This window comes from Streptomyces sp. NPDC044003, assembly GCF_056435185.1.
Map to the genome: position 1 here is coordinate 148,835 of NZ_JBWKFA010000004.1, position 19,601 is coordinate 168,435.

Consider the following 19,601-nt stretch of genomic DNA (forward strand, 5'->3'; position numbering starts at 1 on the left):
ACTCCGAGAGAAGAGAGCCGACGATGACCATCTTCCCCGGCGGACGGCGCAGAGCCGTCCTCGCCCTCGCCCTGTCCGGTGTCCTCGCCCTGACCGCCACCGCCTGCGGTGACGACGGCAGCGGCGCGGGCGGCGACAAGGGCACCGAGGGATCGGGCAAGGGAAAGATCACCTTCTGGGACAACAACGGCGGTGTCCGCACCGAGGTCTGGAAGGAGATCATCGCGGACTTCGAGAAGGCGAACCCCGACATCGACGTCGAGTACGTCGGGATCGCCTCCAAGGAGGTCCAGTCCAAGTACGACACCGCCATCCAGGGCGGCGGCCTGCCGGACGTGGGCGGCGTCGGCGCGGCGATGCTCGCCGGGATCGCCGCGCAGAACGTCCTGGAGCCGCTGGACGCCCGGATCGAGGGCGGCTCGCTGAAGGGGAAGCTGAACCCCGGCATGGTCGCGAGCGTGAAGTCGGCGGGCGGTCAGGGCAAGCTGTTCACCGTCCCCACGTCCGCCAGCAACGGCGTCCTCTACTACCGCACCGACCTGTTCAAGGCCGCCGGCCTGCCGGAGCCGACCACCTGGTCGACGTTCTACGCGGCGGCCGACAAGCTGACCGCCGCCGACAAGAACCGTTTCGGCTACACGATCCGCGGCGGCGCCGGCTCCATCGCCCAGGCGCTCGACGCCATGTACGGCCAGAGCGGCATCACGAGCTTCTGGAACGGCGACAAGACGACCGTCAACGACCCGAAGAACGTGGCGGCCCTGGAGAAGTACGCCGCGCTGTTCAAGAAGAACACCCCGGCCGCCGACGTCAACAACGACTTCACCAAGATGGTCGCCCAGTGGGACAGCGGCGAGATCGGCATGCTGAACCACAACCTGGGCTCGTACCAGGACCACGTGAAGGCGCTCGGCACGGGCAGGTTCCGGGGCATCCCGAACCCGACGCTCGACGACGGCACCCGGGTCCAGGTCTCCAACCCGGTCGACGGCCTCGGGCTCTTCTCGTCGAGCAAGAACAAGGCCGCGGCCTGGAAGTTCATCGAGTTCGCCGCCTCCCACGCCTCCAACAGCAAGTGGAACAGGTCGGCCGGCGCGATACCCGCCAACACGGAGGCCGCCGCGGACCCGTGGCTCGCCGAGTCCGAGCCCACCAAGCTCGGCGCCGAGGTCCTCTTCAGCGGCAAGGCCACGATCGTGGAGCTGCCGTACTACCTGCCCGACTGGAACACGATCTCCAAGGCCGACAACGAACCCGGCTTCCAGAAGGTCCTGCTCGGCAAGTCCACCGCGAAGGAGTTCCTGGACCACCTCGCCGATCAGCTGAACGCGGCGCAGGCCGAGTGGAAGCAGCAGAACCGGTGAGCGTCGACCGCCGCGCGGTCGTCACGGCCGGGGCGGGCCTCGCGCTCGCCCTGGCCGGGGCCCCCGCCGCCCGGGCCCAGGGACGGCCCCGGACGCGCACGGTCTTCCTCGCGGGCGACTCGACGGCCGCCCAGAAGTACGCCGACGCCGCGCCGGAGACCGGCTGGGGCATGGCGCTCCCCTTCTTCCTGCACCGGGACGTCACGGTCGCCAACCACGCGGTCAACGGCCGCAGCACCAGGAGCTTCCTCGACGAGGGCCGCCTCGACCCGATCCTCGCGGCCCTCCGCCCCGGCGACGTCCTCCTCGTCCAGTTCGGCCACAACGACCAGAAGGTCGCCGACCCCACCCGCTACACCGAGCCCTGGAGCACCTACCAGGACAACCTGCGGGTCTTCGTCGACGGCGCACGGTCCCGGGGCGCCCTCCCGGTGCTCGCCACCTCCGTGGAGCGGCGGAGGTTCGCCGTGGACGGCACCGCCCTGCGCACGCTCGGCGCGTACCCGGCGGCCGTGCGGGAGACGGCGGCCGAGGCCGACGTCCCGCTGCTCGACATCGAGGCGCTGTCCCTGGCGCTGTGGCAGCGGCTCGGCCCGGAGGCCACGAAGACGTACTTCAACTGGACGGCGACCGAGCAGGACAACACGCACTTCAACCCGCCCGGGGCGATCGAGGTGGCCCGGCTCGTCGCCGGCGAACTGCTCGCCACCCACGTCCTCGCGCCGCGCGAGACACGCCGCCTGGACGACGCGATCGACCCCGCCCGGATCACCTGGCCCGTTTCCGAGGAGACCCTCGCATGAACCGACGCAAGCAGCTGGGAGTGGTGGCGGCGGCCGCCCTCGTCCTCACGGTGACCGCCCCCGCGGCCGGCGCGCACGGCGCCCAGCGGCCGGGCGGCGACCCGGCCCGCGCGACCCTGCCGGCCGGTGACGGCTGGGCGTCCGCCGGCACCGGCACCACCGGCGGGTCCGCGGCCGACGCCTCCCGGGTCTTCACCGTCACCACCTGGGAGCAGTTCCGGGGCGCGCTCGCCGTGCCCGGCACGGAACCCCGCATCGTGCGGGTGGCCGGCGTCCTGGACGCGACCGCCGCCGGCTGCGCCGTCTTCGAGGCCCCCGGCTACGACTTCGCCCGCTACCTCGCCGACTACGACCCCGCCGTGTGGGGGTACGAGAACGAGGTCAGCGGCCCCCAGGAGGACCTGCGGGCGGCCTCGGCCACGGCCCAGGGGCAGGCGATCAAGGTGAAGGTCCCCGCCAACACCACGATCGTCGGCGTCGGAAGGCACGCCGGGATCACCGGCGGCAGCCTCCAGGTGCAGGGCGTGGACAACGTCGTCGTCCGCAACCTCACCCTGGAGTCCCCCCTGGACTGCTTCCCGCAGTGGGACCCCACCGACGGCGCGACCGGCGCCTGGAACTCCGAGTACGACAGCCTGGTCGTGTACGGCTCCACCCACGTCTGGATCGACCACGACACCTTCACCGACGGGGCCCACCCGGACAGTTCGCTGCCCTCGTACTACGGGGAGGTCTACCAGCGGCACGACGGTGAACTCGACATCGTGCGGGGCGCGGACCTCGTCACCGCCTCCTGGAACGTCTTCACCGACCACGACAAGACGCTGATGATCGGCAACAGCGACAGCGCGGGCGCCACCGACCGGGGGAAGCTCAGGGTCACCCTCCACCACAACCTCTTCGACAACGTGGTGGAGCGCGCGCCCCGAGTGCGCTTCGGCCAGGTCGACGCGTACAACAACCATTTCGTGGTGCCCGGTTCGGCGTACGTGTACAGCCTCGGCATCGGCCAGGAGTCCCGACTCGTCGCCGAGAAGAACGCGTTCACGCTCGCCGCCGACGTCCCCGCCGGGAAGATCCTGAAGAAGTGGAAGGACGCGCCGGTCACGACCTCCGGCAACTACGTCGACGGGAGCCCGGTCGACCTGCTCGCCGTGCACAACGCGCAGTACCCCGCCGAGCAGTTGCGCGCGGACGCGGGCTGGACCCCGGTCCTGCGCACCCGCGTCGACCACCCTCTGGCCGTCCCGGCCCTCGTCGACCACCACGCGGGCGCCGGCCGCCTCCGCTGAGTCCCCAGGAAGGAGGACCCGTATGTCTACGCACCCCACCGGAGCCCGGCGCACCGGAGCCCAGCCCTCGGAAAGCCACGCCCCCGGACGCCGCGCCGTGCTCACCGCCGGTCTCGGCGGCGCGCTCGCCCTGGCCCTGCCGGCCGGGACCGCGGGCGCCGCTCCCCCGGCGCCCTTCGGCCCGCTCGGCTCGCCCGCCGCCCGGCTCACCGGCCGGACCCTGTACGTGCACCCCGGAGGGCTCGGCGACCACACCACGGTCCAGGCGGCGGTCACCGCGGCCGAAGGACCCGGCTGGACGCTGGTGCTCGCCCCCGGCACGTACCGCGAGACGGTCACGGTCAGTCCCGCCCGTACGGACATGACCTGGATCGGCGCGAGCGGGGACCCCCGGGACGTCGTCGTGGTGTACGCCAACGCGGCCGGCTCGCCCCGGCCCGGCGGCGGCACCTACGGCACGTCCGGCTCCGCGACCACCACCGTCCAGGCGGACGGCTTCACCGCGCAGGGCGTCACCTTCGCCAACGACTTCCTCCGCACGGACCTCCCCGGGAACCCCGGCACCCAGGCCGTGGCGCTGAAGGTGCAGGGCGACCGGTCGGCCTTCTTCCACTGCCGGTTCCTCGGCCACCAGGACACCCTGTACGCCGACTCCATGACCCTCACGGCCGTGGCCAGGCAGTACTTCGCGCACTGCCACGTCGAGGGTGACGTCGACTTCGTCTTCGGCCGGGCCCGGGCGGTCTTCGAGCACTGCCGGTTCCATACGCTGCTCCGCCCGGACCTGGCGGCCGCCCCGCACGGCTTCGTCTTCGCGCCCTCCACGGCACGGAGCAATCCGTACGGCGTCCTCGCCGCCCGCTGCCGGATCACCGGCGAGGCTCCGGACGGCTTCTACAAGCTGGCCAGGCCCTGGGTGCCGGGCTCGGACCCCACCGCCCGGCCCTCGCTCGTGGTCCGGGACAGCGTCCTCGGCCCCGGGATCGACGCCGTCGCCCCGTACGCGAACATGCGCGAGGCCTACCCCTGGCAGGAGCAGCGCTTCGCCGAGTACCGCAACACCGGCCCGGGCGCCGGGATCACGGTCCCGGATAACCGCCCCCAGCTCGACTCCGCCGAGGCCGCGACCGTGACCCCGACGACGTACCTGGGCGACTGGGTTCCCCGGAGGCCCTGCGCCTGACGGCCGGACTCCGTGCTCAGGGACGCAGGAGGGGGAACTCGGCCCGCTCCCAGAGGGCGCGGAGCGCGACGGGCTCGTCCCGCTCCTCCCCCTCGGTCCGCCACACCCTCGCCTGCGCGGTGGTGTCGTCGTACGCCGGCCAGCCCGGGTCACCGGTGGTGGCGAAGCCGGCCCAGGCGCCCACCATCCGGCGGGCGAGGTCGTGGTCGGCGGCAGTGGGGGCGCCGCCGATGAGGAACGAGACGCAGTCCTTGTCGGCGTTGCCGAAGGCGAAGGGGATGTCCGCGCAGTGCCAGGCCCGCACGGTTCCGTGCGGGCCGCCGCGGCGGCGGTCGAAGCGCGACAGGAACGCCCGGCCGCCGCCCCGGGCCTGCTGCTCGGCGAGCCTGTTGGCGTACTCGCCGAAGAGGAGATCGCCGAAGACGGCCAGGTAGACGTCGAGCACCGGAGCGTCGGGCAGTGCGGCACGATAGCCGGCGACCAGGCCCTCGGGCAGCCCGAAGTCCTCGGCGAACCGGGCCAGTTGGCTCTCGGTGGAGACCTTGGTGCAGCTGTCGACGGCGTCGAACAGCCAGTACTCCTCCGTGGTGTGGCACACGAGGAGGTCGACGTCCCGGCCCGCTCCGGCGGCAAGGCCCGCGAGGGGGTCGACGGTCAGGACGTCGCCGTCGAGGACGGGCGCGTACAGCGAGGGGTCGTAGTGGCGGGATCCGGAGGCCGGGTCCCGTCGGTACGCCTCGACGACCCGGTCCGAGGCGGCGACCAGGGCCTGCGGGGTCGCGGCGGCCAGACCCTCGGGGGTGGCCGGGCAGCCGGCCTCGGCGGCGACCTCGCGGGTGGTCGCGGCGGCGATGTCGCGCGTGTAGTGGGGACTCGCGGGGCTGTGCACGACGGCGCGGTGGAACAGGCCGCGCGCCCGGTCCATCACCATGAGGCAGGCGACCGAGGCGCCCCCGGAGGACTGGCCGGCGACCGTGACGTTGCCGGGGTCTCCGCCGAACGCGGCGATGTTCTCCCGCACCCAGCGCAGGGCGGCGATCTGATCGAGGAGTCCCCGGTTGTCGGGGTACGACGTCTCCGCGGAGTCCGGGATGTGCCCGAACCCCTCGAAGCCCACCCGGTAGTTGAGGGTGACGACGACAAGGCCCGCGCGGGCCAGGGCGTCACCGTCGAAGTCGGGCTGGGCGGAGGAGCCGAAGGTGTAGGCGCCGCCGTGGACCCAGACCAGGACGGGCAGAGAGCCGCCGTCCGGAGCCGGGGTCCACACGTTGACGGTGAGGATGTCCTCGTCGCCGGGCGACCACACCGGCGAGCCGGGCAGCTCCGCCGACTGCGGGGCGATGGGACCGAAGGCCGTGCAGTCCCGTACGCCGCTCCACGCGTCCGCCGGGGCGGGCTCCCGGAACCGGTGGGCGCCGAACGGCGGTGCGGCGTAGGGGATTCCGAGCACGGCGACGACGTCGTCCGACGCCCGGAAGCCTCGTACCGCACCGCACGTCGTCTTGAAGATGTCCATGGCCTCAGCCTGCCATCACGGCCCTGACCGGCACCAACACCAAGATCATGACGATTGACACACGGGCGATGTCAATGGGGGCGCAGGTGTCACGGCAGCAGATCGACGCAGTCGATCGCGGTGCCGGGGCTGAGGAACCCGGTGCCGGTGGAGCCGCTGACGATGTTCAGCCGGAGCACGTTGTACTGGCTCGGGTCGGTCTTCCAGGCGCTCGCCGGGACGACGTACGTGAAGATGTGGTTGTTGCCGCGGTACGAGCCGTTGGTCAGCGACCGGGTCGCCGGCTGGGTCGGGGGCGAGGGGATCGCGGAGACCCAGTCGTTGACGGTGACCTGCGGGCGTCCGTTGAGGAAGGCCGTGGTGACGCCGATCCGCAGGGTGTGCGCGGCGGCGGCCTGGGCGGCGGTGAGCCTGAAGTACACGAGGACACCGTCGTTGACGTCCTTCCAGAGGTAGCAGGGGAACGACCCGGACACGTCGCCGCCGTCGAGGACGACGTTCCCGGTCCAGGGCGCGGCGCGGACGTCGGCGGGGTGGGCGTACGTCATGAGGGCCGCGTTCTTGAAGGCGCCGGGCGTGCCGTCCCAGTCGCCGATGCGCCAGATCGCGGGGGCCGTGCTCGGATCGTTGGCGAGGGTGATCGTGTGGAGGGCGGTGGCGGTCCCGGCGGTGACGGTCACCGTGCCGGTGTGGACGGCGAGTTCGCCCTTGTACACGGTGAGGGTGTACGTGCCGGGCAGCATGCCCCGGCAGGAGAAGGCGCCGGTGCCGGCGGCGGCGCGGGTCCAGTACTGGGCGTCGGCGTTGGCGAAACCGACGGTGTACGGGTGGCCGGCGTCCATCCCGGCGAGACCGACGCCCGCGACCCTGCCGCGACCCGCCGCGCCGACCCAGTTCGGGATGCCGAGGCCGTCGACCCAGGAGGTGTCGTGGTTCGCGGCGTGCAGCGCCGGGTCGGGTGCGCCGCCGTCGGTGAACGCGAGGACGTAGGGGCCCTGGAGGCCGAAGCGCATCGCCTCGGTCTGGGACTGGTTGTAGTGGAGGATCTCGTAGAGGCCGACGCCGAGTTCGTTGGAGTGGCGGAGCAGCGAGCGGTAGAAGGGCCCGCCGGAGGCCTTCTCGTGGTGGGAGCGGACCATCCAGAGGCCGACGGATCCGGTGGTGTACCCGATGTGGGTGTAGTCCATGACGCGGACGCCGGAGTAGTGCTTGGAGCGGGTCTGCCCGTCGGCCCGCCGCCACACGTCCCCGGCCTCGATGACGGTGTCGGCGCCCTCGACCCAGGAGTCGGGGCCCTCGTTGGGGAAGATCCCCGGCTTGATCCGGGCGATGAAGCGGGTGGCGGTGACGGAGGTGTCGGCCTTGTCGGTCCACAGATAGACGTTGTTGAGCCCGGCGCGGGCGGCCAGATAGTGGCGGAGGGTGCCGTGGACGACGGTGACGAGGACGGTGGAGCCGGTCTGGGCGAGGGTGACGGTGGAGGCGCCGAGGCCGGACTCGACGTGCGAGTGCTTGCCGCCGTACCCCTCGTACTCCTTGCCCTTGTAGAGGAGCGAGGTGAGGTCGCCGGTCGACTTGGAGACCTTGAACACGAGTCCGGCGCCGGTGTCGACGACGTACTGGCCGCCGTCGTCGCTCCAGCCGAACCCGGCGGCTTCGGCGGTGGACGGGACCGCTGCGAGGGCGGCTCCGGCGGCGGCCGCGCCGAGGACGGTACGTCGGCGCAGGGGGTGGTGGGGTGTCTCGTACGGGCTCATCGGCTGCGGCTCCTTCGGCGGACGGTGCGGTCTCCCGTAGGTCGCCGCCGGCCGGCGAAGGGTTGCCGGGGTGCTCACCTCTGTCGGCGCCGAAGGCCGTACGCGACGGTGAGGAGCGCGAGCAGCGGTCCCCACAGCACGAGCGGGGCGTAGCAGACGTAGTAGGAGGCGGCCATCCACCCGCCTGTCTGGCTGGGGAAGTCCGCGGGCAGGGGGTCGCCCTGGATCGTGGTGCCCATGATCTCCGTGGTGAGCGAGAGCACGGTCCACAGGAGCGTGAGGGCGGTGGCACCGAGGGCCGCGGGGACCAGCACCGCCGCCGGAGGGATCCGGCGGCCGCGCAGGACCGGGACCCAGGAGGGGACGACCTCACCCCAGCGGGCGACGAGCCCGAACGCGGTGAACGCGACCGCCTCCGAGAAGACCGAGAGGAAGACGATGTACACCCGCTCGCCGAGGCCGATCCCGGCGTCGAAGGCGGCGGGGAGGCGCCAGAGGCTCGCCGGGAGCACGGTCAGAGGCACGGCGAGGGCGAGCAGCCGGGTGCGGTGCGAGACGCCCGGGACGGGGGTGTGGGCGGTGCACCAGGCGGCGCGGAACCGGCCTTGTCCTTCGCGGCGGAAACGCGTCGTCCCCGTCGTCCTGGTCGTGTTCATCGCGTGGTCCTCGGTGCCGGTGGGCCGGCGGTCGGCCCGTCACCGACGACGATCCCGTCCGCGCGGGCCCGGCGGATCGCCCGCCGGGCCGAGCCCCCTCCGCCGCACGGGCGAGAGGGGATCGGCCCGGAGTCGCGCGCGGACCGGTCCGACTCAGCTCAGCCGGGTGTCCGCGTAGACGGTCATCGCCCGGCACTCGTACTCGGCGAGACCGACGGCGATCCGGTCGAAGTTCTCCCGGAAGCGGCCGTCCTCGACGTAGGTCCTGGCCAGACCCCGGTACGCCTCGGCGTTCGGGGTCCAGAAGCGGCAGACGTCCCGGTAGTGGACGTCCACCTCGGCCTGGACCGCCGGGTCGTCGGCGGGCGTGCCGGCGGCCATGAACTCGGCGAAGCGGATCATCTGGGCGGTGACCTCGCGCTGCCACTGCTCGGCGGTCTCCGGGGTCAGCCCCTCGACGGCCTGCCGGGACTGCTCGTACGCCTGCGGATAGCGCTCGCGGGTCTCGGCCTCCAGTGCGGGGTCGGGCTGGAAGCCCTCGAAGAGGTTCTCGGGGCGGTTGATCTCCACCATGTGCTCGTCCTCGTTCTTCTCGAGTTCGGCGATGGTGCGGGCGACCGTGCGGGCCAGGGTGCCGAGCCGGTCCTGCTCCGCGAGCAGCCGGGCGTGGTGCTCGCGCAGGACCGTCACGCGGTCGGCCCCGCTGTCCAGGACCTCCCGGATCTCGCGCAGACCCAGATCCAGCTCCCGCATGAGCAGGATCTGCTGGAGGCGCAGCAGCTGGGGCTCCTCGTAGTGGCGGTGCCCGTCGCTCGCGGTCCACGCCGGCTCCAGCAGACCGATCTCGTCGTAGTGCCGCAGCGTCCGGGAGGTCACCCCGGACATCCGGGCCACGTCCGCGATCGACCAGGCCATGACGGTGTCCTTCCTTCGCCGGGGCCGGTGTCTCCGGCCCCGTTCGAAGAACGTAGGGGTTGACGCCGCGTCAACCGCAAGTCGCTCAGTTCCCGCCGCCGGGGCCGAAGCCGCCCCGGAGGGTGGTGCGGCCGCCGTCGGGACCGGTCAGGAGGATGTCGTACGTGTCGGCCGAGGCGTCGCGTGCGCCTTCGGCGTGGTTGTACTGGGCGGCGAAGGTGTGGGGGCCGGGCGGCACCGTGCGGCCCGGCTTGAGCGTCCACCGGTAGACCAGGGCCCGGGGTTCCTCGGTCACGGTCACGGTGAAGTCCTCGGCGGGGCGGGTGCGCCAGTGCCCCGTGCTCACGACGCCGGGGGTACGGGCGATCCGCAGCTCGACGGTGAGGCCGGCGATCGGCGACTCCGTCGTCACGGCGAGGTCGCTCTGCGCCCACCAGCGGTTGCTGCCGGGGTCGACGGTGCCGGTGGCGTGGGCCGTGGGGCCGGGCGCGGGCAGGGTGGTGGCGGGCCCGGCGGGCCGGTCGTCCCGGGTGGTCACCGCGAGGCCGCCGATGCCGACGACCGCGGCGACGGCCGCGGCGACGGCGACGACCGTGGTCCAGCGGCGCCCGGTCCACGGGCGCGGGGACCGGGTCCGCCTGCCAGCCGGGGCGGGCGCGGCCATGCCCCGCTCCACGCGGGCGAGGATGCGGGCGTGGTCGGGCCGGTGCGCGAGCGCCGCCTCCCTCAGCTCGCGGCGGAGCTGTGTCTCGTCCATCAGCGCCTCCCCGCGGCGAGTTCGGTGGCGGCCCGGTCCCCGAGCAGCCGCTGGAGTTCCGCCATGCCCTTGGCCGTCTGGCTCTTGACCGTGCCGACGGAGACGCCGAGCGCGAGGGCGGTGTCGCGTTCGGAGAGGTCGAAGGCGTGCCGGAGCACGACGCAGGCGCGCTTGCGGAAGGGCAGGGCGCGCAGCGCGGTCCGGACGTCGACGACGGCGGGGACGTCCGGGTCCTCGGTGTGCTCCGGGCGGCGGTCCCAGAAGGCGGCGATCCGGCGCCGTTCGCGGACCGTGCCGCGGATCCGGGTGCGGACGAGGTTGGCGACGACGCCCCGGGCGTAGGCGGCGGGGTGGTCGGCGGCGCGGACCCGGTCCCAGCGGTTCCACAGAGCGAGCATGGCGTCGGCGGCGAGGTCGTCGGCGGCATCGGTCTCGCCGGTCAACAGGTGGGCCAGGCGCGCGAGTTCGGCGTAGTGGCGCTCGAAGAAGGCCCGGAACTCCGTCGCGCTTTCGTCGGCGTCAGCGCCCGCCGTGATCACGAGGGTCCTCGGTGCGGAAGGCCGGGCCCGTGCTCGCGCGGGCCGTGAGGACGGGCGCGATGAGCTCCGCGCCGCGCGGGGGCTCACCGTCGAGGCGCGCGACGAGCCGTTCGACGGCGAGGCGGCCCATCTCCCGGGCGGGTACGGAGACGGAGGTGAGCGGCACGGAGGCGTGCACGGCGACCTGGTCGGGGCAGATGGCGACGACGGAGACGTCCTCGGGCACGGCGCGGCCCTGGTGGCGCAGGAGCGCGAGGAGGGGTTCGACGGCGGCCTCGTTCTGGACGACGAGGGCGGTGGTGCCGGGACGTTCCTCGAAGACGCGGGTGACGGCGGCGGCGACGGCCGCGTAGCTGCCGTCGACGGGACGGTGGAGCAGTCCGACTCCGTGGATGCCGGCGGCGGCGCGCAGTCCGGTGAGGGTGCGGGTGGCGAAGCCCGTACCCCGCTCGTACACGGCGGGCGGTTCGCCGAGGACCGCGATCCGGGTGTGGCCGAGGCCGGCGAGGTGCTCGACGCAGCGGGCTCCGGCGGCCTCGAAGTCGAGGTCGACGCAGTCGAGTCCGGTGGCGTCGGCGGCCTCGGACGTCTCGGCGGGCAGGCCGATGAGGACCGAGGGCCGCTCGGCCTCCTGGAGACAGGGCAGCCGGGGGTCGTCGAGCCCGACGTCCATGACGATCATGCCGTCGGCGACGGCGCTGCCCTCGACGCGGCGGACGGCCTCGGGGCCTTCCTCGCCGGTGAGCAGCAGCACGTCGTAGCCGTGGGAGCGAGCGGTGGTGGTGACGGCCATCGCGATCTCCATCATCACGGGGACGTAGAGGCCGGTGCGCAGCGGCATCATCAGCGCGAGGATGTTGGTCCGACTGCTGGCGAGCGCGCGGGCACCGGCGTGCGGCCGGTAGCCGAGGGCGTCGATGCTGTGCTGGATGCGCTCGCGGGTGGGGGCGGATATGGAGCGTTTTCCGCTGAGCACGTAGCTGACGGTGCTGGCCGAGACGCCGGCGTGGCGGGCGACATCGGCGAGGGTGACCACGTGCGTGCTCCTGAACGGTTCCCGGCGTTCCGGGCGGCCGCCCGACGATTCGGCTCCTGACCCTAAGCGGCCGTTCGACGAGCTGTCCAGGTGGGGCGCGAAGAGTCCAAGGGCCCGGGGGCCGGTCGGGGTTGTGCGCGGCCTTCCGGCGCGGTGGGATGAACACCGTGCAGCAAGCGCTTTCCGCGCTGTCATGCGACCCCCTTTCCCTTCCCGCTCTCCGACAACTCCATCAACTCCGTCAACTCCGTCAAAACCGTCAACTCCGACAGCTCCGACAGCTCCGACAGGAGGCCCATGTCCGCCCTGCCCTGGTACGAAGACGTCTCCCCCGGTCGCGGCACGCTCCCCCCGCGCGCCTGGTACGCCCGCTCCGACGCCGCCGCCCTCTCCCTCGGCGGCGACTGGGCCTTCCGCCTCTCCCCCACAGCCGAGGCCGAGGACACCTCCTTCGCCGCACCGGACTTCGACGCGAGCACCTGGGCGACGGTCGCCGTGCCGGGCCACTGGGTGCTCCAGGGCAAGGACGGTGAGTACGGCGGCCCCGCCTACACCAACGTCCGCTACCCCTTCCCCGTCGACGCGCCCCGCGTCCCCACCGAGAACCCGACCGGCGACCATCTGCGCCGCTTCGACCTGCCCGCCGACTGGCCGGCGGAGGGCGATGCCGTCCTCCGCTTCGACGGGGTGGAGTCCTGTGCCCGGGTCTGGCTCAACGGCACGGAGCTGGGCGACTTCAAGGGCTCCCGACTGGCCCACGAGTTCGCCGTGGGACCCCGTCTGAAGCCCCGGGACAACGTCCTCGCCGTCCGCGTCCACCAGTGGTCCTCCGGCTCCTATCTGGAGGACCAGGACCAGTGGTGGCTGCCGGGCGTCTTCCGTGACGTGACCCTGCTGCACCGGCCGCAGGGCGCGCCCGGCGACTTCTTCGTGCACGCCTCGTACGACCACGTCACCGGCAGCGGCACCCTGCGGGTGGAGTGCGACGTGCCCGGCCGGGTCACCGTGCCCGAACTCGGTCTCGCCCTCGCCACCGGCGAGGCGGCGACGGTGGCGGTCGAGCCGTGGAGCGCCGAGGTCCCCCGCCTGTACGAGGGCGAGCTCGCGACCGCGGGCGAGCGGATCCCGCTGCGGATCGGCTTCCGGACGGTCGCGGTCGAGGACGGCGTCCTGAAGGTCAACGGACGGCGGATCCTCTTCCGGGGCGTGAACCGGCACGAGTTCCACCCGGAGCGCGGCCGTGCCCTCGACCACGCGACCATGCGCGCGGACGTCGAGTTGATGAAACGGCACAACATCAACGCCGTCCGCACGTCCCACTACCCGCCGCACCCCGCCTTCCTCGACCTGTGCGACGCCTACGGGCTGTGGGTGATCGACGAGGGCGACCTGGAGACGCACGGCTTCCAGGACCTGGCCTGGCAGGGCAATCCGGTCGACGACCCGCGCTGGACCCCGGCCCTGCTCGACCGGGCGGCCCGGCTCGTCGAGCGGGACAAGAACCACCCCTCGGTCGTGATGTGGTCGCTCGGGAACGAGTGCGGCACCGGCGCCGGGCTGACCGCGATGGCGGAGTGGATCCGCGACCGGGACCCGTCCCGGCTCGTCCACTACGAGGGGGACCGCTCCTGCGCCGACACCGACGTCTACTCCCGGATGTACCCGCCGCACGCCGAGGTCGAGGAGATCGGCCGCAGGGCCGACGAAGGACCGGAGGCCCGGCGTGAACTCCCCTTCCTGATGTGCGAGTACGCCCACGCCATGGGCAACGGGCCCGGCGGGCTGTCCGCGTACCAGCGGCTCTTCGAGACGTACGAGCGCTGCCAGGGCGGCTTCGTCTGGGAGTGGATCGACCACGGCCTCGCCCACCCCGTGCACGGCTTCGGCTACGGCGGCGACTTCGGGGAGGAGCTGCACGACGGCAACTTCGTCTGTGACGGGCTGCTCTTCCCCGACCGGACGCCGTCGCCGGGGCTCCTGGAGTACAAGAAGGTGATCGAGCCGGTCCGGATCACCGCCGGGGGCCCGGGCTCCGTCCTGGTGGCCAACGGTCACGACGTCGCCGATCTCGCGCATCTCGCCTTCACCTGGTCCTTCCTGGCCGACGGCGAGACCCTCACGACGGGCCCGCTGGTGGTGCCCGCGCTGGCCGCCGGGGAGAGCGCGCGCGTCGCGCTGCCGGCGCCGCCCGCACATCCGGCGGGGGCCGAGACGCTGTGGACGGTACGGGCGACGCTCGCCGCCGACACCCCGTGGGCGCGGGCCGGACACGAGGTCGCCTGGGGCCAACTCCCGGTGTCCGCGGCCTCCCCGACCCCGGACGGGGCGAGGGCGGTACGGCCCGTCCGTACGGCGGACCGGATCGCCCTCGGCACGGGTGTCTTCGACGGCCGCACCGGGGAGCCGCTGGCTCTCGGCGCCCTTCCCGTCACCGGTGGCCTCCGCCTCGACGTCTGGCGGGCACCCACGGACAACGACGAGGGCGCGCCCTGGCAGCCCGAGGAGCGTCACGGCCTGCTCTGGCGCGAGCTCGGGCTGCACCGGATGCGCCACCGGATCGACGAAGTCGCCCTGCATGCGGATGAGTTGACCGTACGTTCACGGGTGGCGCCCGCCGCGCAGGCGTTCGGGCTCCGCACCACGTACCGCTGGACCTCGGACGGCACCGCGCTGCGGCTCCGCGTGGAGGTCGAGCCCGAGGGCGACTGGCGGGTGCCGCTCCCCCGGCTCGGGGTCCGGCTCGGGCTGCCGGCCGCCCTGGACCGGGTGACCTGGTACGGCGGCGGGCCGGGCGAGGCCTACCCGGACACCCGGGCCGCCGCCCGGCTCGGCCGGTGGGAGTCGACCGTCGCCGGGCTCCGGACGCCGTACGTGCGTCCGCAGGAGAACGGGGCCCGGATCGACACCCGGTGGCTGGAACTCACCTCCGGGGAGCGGGGAGTACGGGTGGCGGGCGCACCGGCCTTCGCGTTCACCGCCCGCCGCTGGACCACCGAGCAGCTCGACGCGGCCGCCCACGACACCGATCTGGTGCCGGGCGACACGCTCTGGCTGCACCTGGACCACGCCCAGCACGGCATCGGCTCCCAGTCCTGCGGACCGGGCGTGCTCCCCGCCCACCGGCTGGACGCGGCCCCGGCCGCGTTCACCCTGACGTTCACCCCGCTCGGCTGATCTTCTCCCCGGCCCCCGGAAGGGGGCCGGGGCTCAGGTCATGTTGAAGTACGGCAGGGGGCCGGCGGGCTGGTCGGCGGTCACCCGGCGGATGACCGCGATCGCGTGGATCGTGGAGAGGATGTTGAGGCTCTCGTCGACCGGGTTGCGGTAGTCCCAGTGGCCGAGGAAGAGGAAGTGGAAGGCGACCGAGAGAGGGCCGTCGCAGAGCCAGACGAACCACCAGGCGTTGATCAGCCAGGCGTCACGGGGCGGACCGCCGGCCCGGCGGATGTCGAGGGTGATGCGGCGGGGCAGCCACCACATGGCGAGCGGAATGATCCAGGCGCCGACGGCGAAGCCCGGGCCGTACTTGTGGGTGCCCGGGGCGAGCACCTCGGCGTTGCAGCGGACGCGGTGGAACCAGACCAGGAACGTGATCCAGCACGCCACCTGGAGCACGGCCGGGAACGGGACCATGTCGTCGGCGAGCCAGGGCGAGTCCTTGCCGCCGGTCGCGATGATGTAGACGTCGGCGAGTCCGGAGGTGGCGATGAGCGACTGGGCGACGAGGGCGGGCCCCGCCGGGTTGCGGAATCTGTAGCGGGGCCCCCGCACGGCGGCCGGCCCGACGGGCACGTTGTACGCGTCCATGAACTGCGCTTCCCCCGGAATACGGTGCCGCCGCCGTGGTTCGCCACGGCGGCGGTGATCACCGGCATCGTAGGGCGCTCCGGCGGGGTGACCAAGGGTGGGCGGCCCTCGGACACCGCCTAGCGGAACAGCGGTGCGGGGAGGATGCCGAGGGCCCTCAGTTCGGCGGTCACGAGCGCCGCGTACTCCGTCGCCCCACGGACCGAGGTGTGGGTGTTGTCCCGCTTCTCGGCCGTGAGGTACAGCGCCTTGGACGCCTCGGGGCCGAGCTGTTCGACGCGCGCCTTCGTGAGGGCGGTGAGGTCGATCAGCGGGGTGCCGAGGGAGCCGGCGAGGGCGCGGATCTCGGCGGGGTGGTCGACGCCGAGGCCGTTGACGAGGAGCGCGATCCCGTTGTTCAGGGTGCCGTCGGCGTTGAACCAGCGCCGCACGACGGGCGTCACCAGGACCGGTTCGCCGCCCCTCGCCCGTACCCGCTCGACCAGCGTCGTGAGGTTGGCCCGATACGTGGCCGCGTCCGTCTGCTTGTCGTTGTGGGCGAGCTGGATCAGGACCGGGTCCCCGGGCCGGATCTCGGCCTCCACCCGGTCGAAGAGCGCCGGGTTCGCCAGGAAGGTGACGGTGCTCTCCCCGGAGTCGGCGTGGTTGGCGACGGCGACGCCCCGCCGGAGGTGGGCCGGCAGCATCTGCCCCCAGCCGGTGTACGGATCGCCCGGCTGGTCGCAGACCGTCGAGTCCCCGACCAGGAAGAGCTGCCGGGCGGCGGGCGCCGGGGTGACCCGGAGCGCGGCCACGCGCGGGGCCGACCCGCCGAGGACGAGGTCGAGGCCCGGGCTGCCCGCGGCCCCGGTGGGCTCGCCCTCGGGGTCGCGGACGTCCACGGTGAAGGAGCGCCGCAGCAGCTCCCCCGCCCCGGTGGCGGTCTCGGCGAGCAGTGCCCGCCGGGTCTCGCCGCTGACGGCGGTCGCTCCGGCGCTCTCGCCGCCGAGGGTCACGGTCACGTCGTACGTACCGGGGGCGACGTCGAAGTGGCAGGCGAGCGCCCCGGTGCCGGTGGGGGCGCAGTGGTCGAGGCCCTGTCCGAAGGGACCGTCGGCGTGGGCGGCGGGCGCGGCGGCGAGCGTCCCGAGCAGGGTCGCCGCCGTGGCGAGCAGCGCTGTTGTTCTCATCGTGGGCCTCACTGGGGGAGGTGGTCGCCGACGAGGGCGAGGTTCTGGATGGCGGCGAGTCCGAAGAGGGCGGTGGTGTTGGTGCTGATCCACAGGTGCTCGTAGCCGGGTTCGAGGGCGGCGGAGCCCTGGACGGGGGTCTTGTCCCAGACCATGGCCGCCGTGTACCCGTCGCTCTTGTCGAACTTGGCCCAGGCCCGCTGCGCGAGCTTGGTGTCGTTCAACTGGGCGGCGGCGTAGGCGTCCTGGCGCGAGTGCCCCTGGAAGAGGAGCAGCGTCCCGAAGTTCTGTCCGTAGCGGGCGGCCTGTTCGGTCTTGGTGGCGTTGAAGTAGCGGCAGTAGTCGAGCCAGGCGCTCTTGAAGGCCGGCATGTCGACGAGGTCGATGAGTTCGGCGCACATCTCGACGAGGCCGAACATGGCGGAGAGGTGGGAGACGCCGACGACGGGCTTGTCGGCGATCGCGAAGCGGCCGGTGTCGAGGTCGTAGAGACCGGTGCCCTGGACGAAGCCGTTGGGCTGGGCGGCGATCGTCTCCATGGTGGAGCGCAGCCGCGCCTCGGCCTTGGCGGCCTTGGGGCCGCCGCGCTCCCACTCGGTGAGCCAGGCGGCGGCGAGACCGCTCCAGTCGGTGCCGAAGCCGACGGAGAGGGCGTGCCGGTCGGGGGTGTAGGGCTCGGTGCGGATCTTGCGGATGGGGTCGAGGACGAGGAAGGTCTCGTCGGAGTCGACCTGGTCGTGCATGAGGTCGCCGACGCGTTCGTCGGCGGTGAGGAAGTAGTAGGGGCGGCGGTAGACGGCCGTGGAGATGCGCTGCTGCTTGGCGCTGTCGGCGAAGTGCTGGACGCCGTGGCGGGTGCCGAGGCCGGCCCACTGTCCGAGGTGGTAGACGTCGACCTCGCCGGTGTGGCGGGTCATGGCCTCGGCGAAGCGGAAGACGTCGGCGCGGCCGGAGCGCAGGTAGGCGTACCAGAGCCAGAGGTCGGGCGAGAGTTCGGAGTTGTCCCAGGCGTAGCCGCCGACGTCGTACCGCCACTGGTGCCGGTCCTCGTCGTAGGTGTGCATGATGTCGCCGTAGTCCCAGAAGCCGTACCAACGGCGCTGCTCGGCCTGGTCCTTGTAGTACGTGAAGAGGTAGTCGAGGTGGTCCTCGATCCTGGCCTTCGCCGGGGTGGACCGGTCGACGGGCGAGAAGAGCCCGCCGAACACCCGGGCGCGGACAAGGTCTTCGGGGCTCGCGGCCAGCTGTGGCGGGGTGCGGACGGCGGCGGCCTGGGCGACCAGGGTGGCGGTGGTGGGGGTGGCGGCGTTGGCCCAGAACATCAGCTCGCTGGTACGGGCGATGCCGTAGGGGGTGCCGAAGCCGGGCTCGTGGTCCTCGTAGGTGATGTTGAGGCCTTCGAGCTGTTCGGGGTACGTGTCCTGGCCCATGCCGTCGTGGTAGAAGCGCAGGTCCATGGGCTGGGCCTCGGGCGACCAGAGCCAGAGGGTGACCTCGGCGGCGTCGCCGGCGGCGCCGCGGACGTCGAGCTGGGCGGGGTGCTTCTGCCAGAAGTCCCGCAGGCCGAAGGAGAGTCCGCCGGTCACCCCGCCGACATAGCCGAAGCCGCTCGCGCGGCGGCCGCCGCCGGCGGCGATCCAGCCGTGCCCGGCCTTGGTGCGCTTGCGGATCCCGAACCCGTCGGCGGAGAGCTGGGACAGGGTGTAGTCGCCCCAGGTGGGGACGTACTGGAGGCGGCTGGTGACGCGCTGGTCCCAGGTGGCGGGGTCGGGCAGCTTCTCGCCCTTGACCTGGGCGGTGCGGACGGCGGCGCCGGGGTCGCGGCGCAGGCCGGTGATGCCCTGGACGGCTTCGGTGAGGAAGCCGGCGCCCTCGCCGGCGATGCGGACGTGGCGGTCGTAGGGGGCGTCGCGCAGGGGAACGGTGAACCGGACGCCGAGGCCACGGATGAAGTCCTGGTTCTGGTCGCCGTCGTAGGTGATCGTGTGCACCATCCGAAAGGACTCGGACCCGGCGTAGAAGTACAGCCGAACGGAGAACGGCAGCCAACTCCGGCTTCCCTTGCGGTGCTTGCCGTCGACCCGGACCACGGCCCGGACCGGTCCGCTCTGTTCGACGGTGGCGCCGGAGATCTCGCCGTCGAACCGCTCCCACTTGGCGTTGCCCTGGTCGCCGTCGTCGAGGTCGCTCTGCCGGAGGAGGACGAGCCGGCCGTCGGTCGCGATCTTCACGCCGTCGCGGGTGACGGACTCGACGAGCTTCCCGCCGTCCTTGGAGAGGACGGCCCGGACGGTCCCGGTGTCGACGGTGATGCGGCGGTCGGTCTGGCTGACGGACACGGTCTTCGCAGCGGCGGCGGGGGTCCCGGGGGCGAGGCTGAACCGCTCGGCGCCGGCGGCCTCGGGACCGACGGCATGCGCGGTCCACTTGAGGGAGCCGTCGGGCCAGCGGGCGGTGGTCCAGGTCTGTACGGGGACGGGGGCGCCGTCGGAGGTGGTGAGCGCGAAGCTCCGGTCCGCGGGGTGCACGCCCTTGGGCCAGGCGACACCGAAGGTCGACCCGGCGGCCGCGCCGAGCCCACCGGGCTCCAGCCAGGCCACGGTCGCGGGCCGGTCGGCGGCGGGTGCCTCGGCGGGCACGGCGGCCCGGGCGTCGCCACGCCCGAGCGCCCAACTGAACTGCGCGGCGGCCCCGGCGACGGCGGCGGCCTTGAGGAGGGAACGACGGGGGAGGGAGGAGGACATGGGACTCCTTTCATGGACATGCCCGAGGAGGGCATGCGTGGGGGACGGGGGGTGCGGGGTGAA

15 protein-coding genes are annotated in these 19,601 nt (G+C 73.0%); 5 read left to right on the forward strand and 10 right to left on the reverse strand.

What is annotated here, in order from left to right; all coding sequences use genetic code 11:
• Positions 1–23: 23 nt before the first annotated feature.
• Genes AC07AW_RS17820 through AC07AW_RS17835 form a run of 4 tightly spaced genes read left to right on the forward strand, consistent with a single transcriptional unit; the run spans position 24 to position 4,642 of the window.
• The gene (locus tag AC07AW_RS17820; protein WP_478816410.1) at positions 24–1,364 is read left to right on the forward strand and encodes an ABC transporter substrate-binding protein; all 1,341 of its coding nucleotides are present in this window, start codon (positions 24–26) and stop codon (positions 1,362–1,364) included.
• Positions 1,361–2,167, forward strand: a complete 807-nt coding sequence (locus AC07AW_RS17825; RefSeq protein WP_478816411.1) for a rhamnogalacturonan acetylesterase — start codon at positions 1,361–1,363, stop codon at positions 2,165–2,167. The genes AC07AW_RS17820 and AC07AW_RS17825 overlap by 4 nt, the downstream gene beginning before the upstream one ends.
• Complete coding sequence (locus AC07AW_RS17830; RefSeq protein ID WP_478816412.1) at positions 2,164–3,459, forward strand: pectate lyase family protein; 1,296 nt, start codon at positions 2,164–2,166, stop codon at positions 3,457–3,459. Before AC07AW_RS17825 ends, AC07AW_RS17830 begins: the two co-directional genes overlap by 4 nt.
• A 22-nt stretch (positions 3,460–3,481) precedes the next feature.
• On the forward strand, positions 3,482–4,642 hold the full coding sequence (locus AC07AW_RS17835; RefSeq protein WP_478816413.1) for a pectinesterase family protein: 1,161 nt from the start codon (positions 3,482–3,484) through the stop codon (positions 4,640–4,642).
• 16 nt (positions 4,643–4,658) lie between these two features.
• On the opposite strand, the gene AC07AW_RS17840 is transcribed toward AC07AW_RS17835, so the two are convergent.
• The 7 genes from AC07AW_RS17840 to AC07AW_RS17870 all read right to left on the reverse strand — a co-directional run bounded on the left by AC07AW_RS17840 (position 4,659) and on the right by AC07AW_RS17870 (position 11,818).
• Positions 4,659–6,158: a carboxylesterase/lipase family protein gene (locus AC07AW_RS17840; RefSeq protein ID WP_478816414.1), complete on the reverse strand. Its 1,500-nt coding sequence runs from the start codon at positions 6,156–6,158 to the stop codon at positions 4,659–4,661.
• A gap of 89 nt (positions 6,159–6,247) precedes the next feature.
• Entirely contained in the window at positions 6,248–7,915 is a 1,668-nt protein-coding gene (locus AC07AW_RS17845; RefSeq protein WP_478816415.1) for a rhamnogalacturonan lyase B N-terminal domain-containing protein, read from the reverse strand.
• 74 nt (positions 7,916–7,989) lie between these two features.
• Entirely contained in the window at positions 7,990–8,571 is a 582-nt protein-coding gene (locus tag AC07AW_RS17850) for a hypothetical protein (RefSeq protein WP_478816416.1), read from the reverse strand.
• Between the two features lie 153 nt (positions 8,572–8,724).
• Positions 8,725–9,486, reverse strand: a complete 762-nt coding sequence (locus AC07AW_RS17855; protein WP_478816417.1) for a MerR family transcriptional regulator — start codon at positions 9,484–9,486, stop codon at positions 8,725–8,727.
• 85 nt (positions 9,487–9,571) lie between these two features.
• On the reverse strand, positions 9,572–10,243 hold the full coding sequence (locus AC07AW_RS17860) for a hypothetical protein (protein ID WP_478816418.1): 672 nt from the start codon (positions 10,241–10,243) through the stop codon (positions 9,572–9,574).
• Entirely contained in the window at positions 10,243–10,782 is a 540-nt protein-coding gene (locus AC07AW_RS17865) for a SigE family RNA polymerase sigma factor (protein ID WP_478816419.1), read from the reverse strand. The genes AC07AW_RS17860 and AC07AW_RS17865 overlap by 1 nt, the downstream gene beginning before the upstream one ends.
• Positions 10,763–11,818 (reverse strand): LacI family DNA-binding transcriptional regulator, encoded by a 1,056-nt coding sequence (locus tag AC07AW_RS17870; protein WP_478816420.1) that lies wholly within the window; start codon positions 11,816–11,818, stop codon positions 10,763–10,765. The genes AC07AW_RS17865 and AC07AW_RS17870 overlap by 20 nt, the downstream gene beginning before the upstream one ends.
• Before the next feature lie 297 nt (positions 11,819–12,115).
• Here AC07AW_RS17870 and AC07AW_RS17875 point away from each other — a divergent pair, with 297 nt between their 5' ends.
• Positions 12,116–14,992, forward strand: a complete 2,877-nt coding sequence (locus AC07AW_RS17875) for a glycoside hydrolase family 2 TIM barrel-domain containing protein (RefSeq protein WP_478816421.1) — start codon at positions 12,116–12,118, stop codon at positions 14,990–14,992.
• Between the two features lie 33 nt (positions 14,993–15,025).
• On the opposite strand, the gene AC07AW_RS17880 is transcribed toward AC07AW_RS17875, so the two are convergent.
• The 3 genes from AC07AW_RS17880 to AC07AW_RS17890 form a co-directional block, all read right to left on the reverse strand.
• On the reverse strand, positions 15,026–15,625 hold the full coding sequence (locus AC07AW_RS17880) for a DUF4328 domain-containing protein (protein WP_478816422.1): 600 nt from the start codon (positions 15,623–15,625) through the stop codon (positions 15,026–15,028).
• A gap of 119 nt (positions 15,626–15,744) precedes the next feature.
• The gene (locus AC07AW_RS17885; protein WP_478816423.1) at positions 15,745–16,794 is read right to left on the reverse strand and encodes a rhamnogalacturonan acetylesterase; all 1,050 of its coding nucleotides are present in this window, start codon (positions 16,792–16,794) and stop codon (positions 15,745–15,747) included.
• An 8-nt stretch (positions 16,795–16,802) separates the two neighbouring features.
• Positions 16,803–19,538 carry an exo-rhamnogalacturonan lyase family protein gene (locus tag AC07AW_RS17890; protein ID WP_478816424.1) on the reverse strand — a complete coding sequence of 912 codons (2,736 nt, stop codon included), beginning with the start codon at positions 19,536–19,538 and terminating at the stop codon, positions 16,803–16,805.
• Positions 19,539–19,601: the final 63 nt, after the last annotated feature.

Bases quoted from the DNA above. Each gene is read 5' to 3' on its own strand.
- AC07AW_RS17860 (WP_478816418.1), bottom strand. From the start codon at position 10,243: ATGGACGAGACACAGCTCCGCCGCGAGCTGAGGGAGGCGGCGCTCGCG.
- AC07AW_RS17830 (WP_478816412.1), top strand. From the start codon at position 2,164: ATGAACCGACGCAAGCAGCTGGGAGTGGTGGCGGCGGCCGCCCTCGTC.
- AC07AW_RS17880 (WP_478816422.1), bottom strand. From the start codon at position 15,625: ATGGACGCGTACAACGTGCCCGTCGGGCCGGCCGCCGTGCGGGGGCCC.
- AC07AW_RS17845 (WP_478816415.1), bottom strand. From the start codon at position 7,915: ATGAGCCCGTACGAGACACCCCACCACCCCCTGCGCCGACGTACCGTC.
- AC07AW_RS17890 (WP_478816424.1), bottom strand. From the start codon at position 19,538: ATGTCCTCCTCCCTCCCCCGTCGTTCCCTCCTCAAGGCCGCCGCCGTC.
- AC07AW_RS17850 (WP_478816416.1), bottom strand. From the start codon at position 8,571: ATGAACACGACCAGGACGACGGGGACGACGCGTTTCCGCCGCGAAGGA.
- AC07AW_RS17885 (WP_478816423.1), bottom strand. From the start codon at position 16,794: ATGAGAACAACAGCGCTGCTCGCCACGGCGGCGACCCTGCTCGGGACG.
- AC07AW_RS17855 (WP_478816417.1), bottom strand. From the start codon at position 9,486: ATGGCCTGGTCGATCGCGGACGTGGCCCGGATGTCCGGGGTGACCTCC.
- AC07AW_RS17840 (WP_478816414.1), bottom strand. From the start codon at position 6,158: ATGGACATCTTCAAGACGACGTGCGGTGCGGTACGAGGCTTCCGGGCG.
- AC07AW_RS17875 (WP_478816421.1), top strand. From the start codon at position 12,116: ATGTCCGCCCTGCCCTGGTACGAAGACGTCTCCCCCGGTCGCGGCACG.
- AC07AW_RS17835 (WP_478816413.1), top strand. From the start codon at position 3,482: ATGTCTACGCACCCCACCGGAGCCCGGCGCACCGGAGCCCAGCCCTCG.
- AC07AW_RS17820 (WP_478816410.1), top strand. From the start codon at position 24: ATGACCATCTTCCCCGGCGGACGGCGCAGAGCCGTCCTCGCCCTCGCC.